The organism is Brevibacillus invocatus, from assembly GCF_003710915.1.
In the GTDB taxonomy this organism is placed as follows: domain Bacteria; phylum Bacillota; class Bacilli; order Brevibacillales; family Brevibacillaceae; genus Brevibacillus; species Brevibacillus invocatus.
The window spans coordinates 1-4655 of record NZ_RHHR01000031.1 but is presented as its reverse complement, the minus strand read 5'-3'; the positions used below and the strand labels follow the sequence as shown (position 1 = coordinate 4655).

2 protein-coding genes and 1 pseudogene are annotated in these 4655 nt (G+C 42.4%); all 3 read right to left on the bottom strand.

The features are described 5' to 3' along the window. Positions 1-265 (bottom strand): annotated as a pseudogene (locus tag EDM52_RS24960) (IS5/IS1182 family transposase); the annotation flags it as partial. A 187-nt stretch (positions 266-452) separates the two neighbouring features. After that, on the bottom strand, positions 453-665 hold the full coding sequence (locus EDM52_RS16545; protein WP_122910077.1) for a hypothetical protein: 213 nt from the start codon (positions 663-665) through the stop codon (positions 453-455). 27 nt (positions 666-692) lie between these two features. Beyond that, a complete protein-coding gene (locus tag EDM52_RS16540) occupies positions 693-4613 on the bottom strand; it encodes an RHS repeat domain-containing protein (protein ID WP_122910076.1) in 3921 nt (1306 codons plus the stop codon). Positions 4614-4655: the final 42 nt, after the last annotated feature.

Here is a 4655-nt window from a genome sequence, read left to right as displayed (position 1 = left end):
ATTCCAATGGAAATATAATGTAATGTTTATACCGTTTCCTTAAATCTTTCAAGGTTGGAATCCGTTCTACGATTCGAGCGACCAAAGAATACAGCATAGCAACATAATTCAACTCAGTAGGAGCTCCATAGATCGACTTTTTGGAGATAACACAAAGAATCGGATCGATGTCAAGGGTGGAAAAAATCGCTCCAAATCGTTTGGGAGGTTCTAAATCGAATAATTCTTGTATATCAAACAGGCTTCCTTGTCTTATAATGGACATTGGGAGTCACCTCCAGTTCTCATAAGTTTTGGTTGCACTTAACTTATTAGAGATTTGGGGAGGTACTCCTTTTTCTATGCTCAAAAAACCTTGAGCCCGTAGGGCTCTAATTTATGAAATTGATTCAGATATATTCTTAATTCTAACAGGCAAATACTATACTGCCCCCTTTTCTATTGTTGGTTCATCAAACGCGTTTGATATTTGTAAGTTCAGACCACAACCCCAGATAACCAAGTTGATTCATAAACTCTTTAAAGTTCTTGCAGTTATCTTCTTTAATATCACGAGTTTTCCACATAGTGTCACACTCATCACAAATAAAAATGTTTAAATCATGATTTATAACTTTAGCTTCATGAATTACTCCTTGTCCTTCACAAAATGGGCAGTAGATCATACAGTGACCTCCTAAATAATTTGCTTGCTACCTAACCGGAAATGCGGAAACTATCTTTGAAGTACCATGCTCAACTACAATCCTAATTATTTGTTCGCCATTTGTACCAATGACTCTCCCCATAGGAATGTTAAATACTTCTCTTCCATTGTTCTGAACAAATGGAGTAACACTCCCTCTAAGTGACCAGGCTTCATCAACTAATGGAAGTATATCGTTCTTGGCAACATTAAAAACAGTATGAAGGGGTTTGGTTGGATCAGGACCAGCATGTGCTAATACATGTTGAATTCTATTTCCATGAATTGATCCCTGTTCATAAATTAGCCCTTGAGAGGACTGCCACGCTCCATTTCCAAGTGATTTTAGTTTTCCGTATTCAACAGCTTGTTTTGCTACTTTAATACCATTTACGGCTGTAATGACAGCCTTGCCTGTTTTTACAATTCTTATGCCAGCAGCACCTGGGAAGGCATCTCCAGAAAATATCTGAATTTCATCACGGTACATTTTCGGAACAGCGTCCAGTCCATATTCTCTGTAAATATTTAATAAGGCTTCTCTTTTCTTCTCATCAAGAAGTACATCCCCAGTTCCGTTAATAGATGAACCACCAATTTCAACATCGTGCCCACTGGGATCAATATACTTTAACGGATTATTATGCGTATACGTATACCGATTCAAACTAAGCGGATTATCCACTTGCCCCTTATACGTATCCTCCGAGATAAACCGCCCTATACTCGGATAATAATACCTCGCCCGCAAGTAGTACAGTCCAGCCTTCTCATCATACATCTCTCCGCTGTAGAGAAACGGATTCGACATACCATCTACACGCGCAGTGACATTTCCCCAGGAATCATAATCATACTGATTGACTACATTCCCGGCATTGTCCGTGATCGACACAACATCGCCGTGGCTGTTAAATCCGTAGTAGCCCTTTTGATTGGTTGCAAAATCTTTGCGGAACAGCAGTTCATTGCCCCAAACGTTTTGGGCTTTCACTTGATTGGAACCATCCAGTTCTTCCACTACTACACCGTTTACATACACATACTTCGTTTCGCTGCTGTTTTCCTTTTTTGTAGCACGAAGTCCATCTGCATAATACGTGTAATCGATTCGATCACTCGTTGTTTCATTGCTTAGGCTGCGCAGACGATTTCGCTCGTCAAATGTGTAGGTGACATTCGCGATATCCTCCGGCAATGGGCCATCGTAAGTTTGACGATTACCACGGCTGTCGTACGTGTACTGATTGGAGCTGCCTGGAATGGTTTCCTTCTTCAAACGATCAATTTTGTCATAATCATATGCAAGCGTAGTTCCATTCCGGTTAATAGAAACGACATTACCCAGATTATAATGATTGGATTCGCTCCAGATCGAACTGCCGTTGTTTCGATGAACCAGTCGATCGATCTGACCAAAGGAATTGTATTTCCTTTCGGTGTCTGTGCCATTCGGGTAATTGGCCGTGACGGTCTCCCCGGACCTTGTCGTGTTGTAATCGTAGGATATGCTTCCCGTGAGGCTGCTGCTCACTCTACTCAATCGTCCCGATGCGTCATAGCTGTAAGAAACGGTGGTGTTGTCAGGATAAATGAATTGATCCATCAAATCATCATGGTCTGTATACCGAAATTCATAGGTGCGATTAAATGTCTTCTGTGTAGCAAGGCGTTGGAATGGATCATAGGTGTAACTCAATTCGCGGGTGTTTGTTGTACCCGTACCATTGCTGTTCGTTTGCTTGCTGAGCAGTGCTGTATTTGGTTTGTATTCCCGCGTCTCTCTGTTTGTAGTGCTGCCGGCTGCATTCTTCGTTGTGACGGACGCTAGATCATAGAAAGGCGTATAGCCGTAGTCATGACGATTCCCTGCCTTATCTATATACTGCTGCAGATTGCCACTTACATCATACGCGTATGTTTCTTCCTTTCGGGACGGAAGATATTCTTCTCGGAGTAACCAAGAGAGCGAATTGTATGCGTAACGGGTGGTCTGCGTATTATTTTCGCTGACGCTAACCAGGTTGCCAAGGGAATCATATTCGTACAAGTATTGATTTGACTCAGGATCAAGGATATAGATCGGGCGTCCACGCATGTCGTATTGATATTCCCACGTGCGTCTATCTCCGGATTGAGACCTCTCCGTCTTTTGAGAAGGATTGCCAAAAGCATCGTAATTTGTGGTTACCGTTATTTCTTGCTGAGCATCACCTGTTTTCGAGATCGATTTTACCTGATTGCCATAACGATCTGTAATCACATACTGTTCCAAACCGTTTGGTTGTTTGACCACAGAGACACTTTCCGGCAGGTACCTTGAGCCATCTGAGCTTACATTTGTTCGTCCATACAGAGTGGTTCCGATTGGATTAGTCATGGAGTAAATCGATCCATCTGCATGGTACGTATAGGTAATTTTCCTCGCTGATAATGCATACGGGTATGATTTATCCAGATGCTTTCCGTCAATCATGAACGTGTTATACAGCAAAGGACGCTCTTGTCCGTTCGTACCGATTTGAGCTTGATACTCGACATCCCCAAATGGGGTGTAGACCGTGACCATCTGTGTACCATCTGGCAAGTTCTGCGTTATTTTTCTTCTTGCATCATCGTACTGGTAGGTGACCTGTCTTCTCTCGCCATTACTTGCAACAAAGATGTCTCTGGTTACCCTTCCTAAAAGATCGTAGGAATACTCTGCCTGACTGCCATCGGGATAACTCTGACCGATCAAATGACTTAATTTATCATACTGATACGTAGTAGAAAGGGATGTCTCTGATTGGCCAGCACCCAATTGTGTACTTACGACAACGGCAGTTGGAAATAGCCCATATTGATCATAGGAAGAAACGGTTTGGGTTTTTGTCTTTTGCTCCGCACCAAAACTATCTTCTTTGACCTTTGTGAGCAATTTGTTCTGATACGTATACGTACGAACAATTTTGTCTGTATATGGACTGCCTGGATATGAATCGATGCTTGTCGCTGTGCTTAGTAAATAATCACTATTATACGTATAGGTCTCAGTTCGCTTATGTGCTGAATTGTCGTAGGCTAGCGTAACCGAATCGGTTAGGAGACGAAGTTTGGGAGCAACCTGATTATCGTAGAGATAATACTCCCATGTTTTCACATTCCCTTGTGTGTCTTTCTCAAGTGTCACATCGCCGTACTCGTTGTACTCTCGATAAAGCTGATTGGCGTATTTACTGATTTCGCTCTCAGACGGACGTTGTGTCGAGTTGTGAAGCAAATAGTCGTAGACACTTTGATTTACCGAGGCTCCCTGCGGGTCTGCAAATGAGTATTGATAAGTCGGGTCCGTATTGTTATTGAGGTACTTGAAGCTGGAGTACGTCACAGGGACATAACTGTATTGCTTGTTCCCATCGTTAACGACGGAAGAAACCTGTTCCGCCTTTTGTTTAATCAAGCTCAAGACATGAATATTTTTAGGATTCAGTTGATATCTCTTTTCAATTTCCAATCCGGGCTGCCCAGTTGGCTGTTGTTTTGAAACAATCTTGTCACCATTGCGGTTTGGTACATTGGATAGACGAGCGATATTGGACTTATGCGTTTTCCAAATCTCCGGATTTTGCATTTGATAATGAATGTTGTACGAGGTTTCAATCACACTTGAGCCAATTGGACTTGGATTCATCGGCATGTAGGAGAACGTCACAGAAGTGACAGGGTGATAGGAGACATACGAAATCGCATAATCATCCTGATACTGTCTGACTACACCCCTTGCCAGCATGCTGGCATCCTTATTGTAGGTCGCGTATTTGTAATTCATCTTTAAGCCTTGCAGCGGGTATGATGCATCTTTTAATAGCAAGTACTGTATTTCTCTACGTAGTCGATTGTCTTGCTCCATATAGGTCTGTGATTCCAAGCCATTGATGTCTACCATACCATTCGTTTTGGGCAGCTCGCGGATTAACCCCCTAGGTTT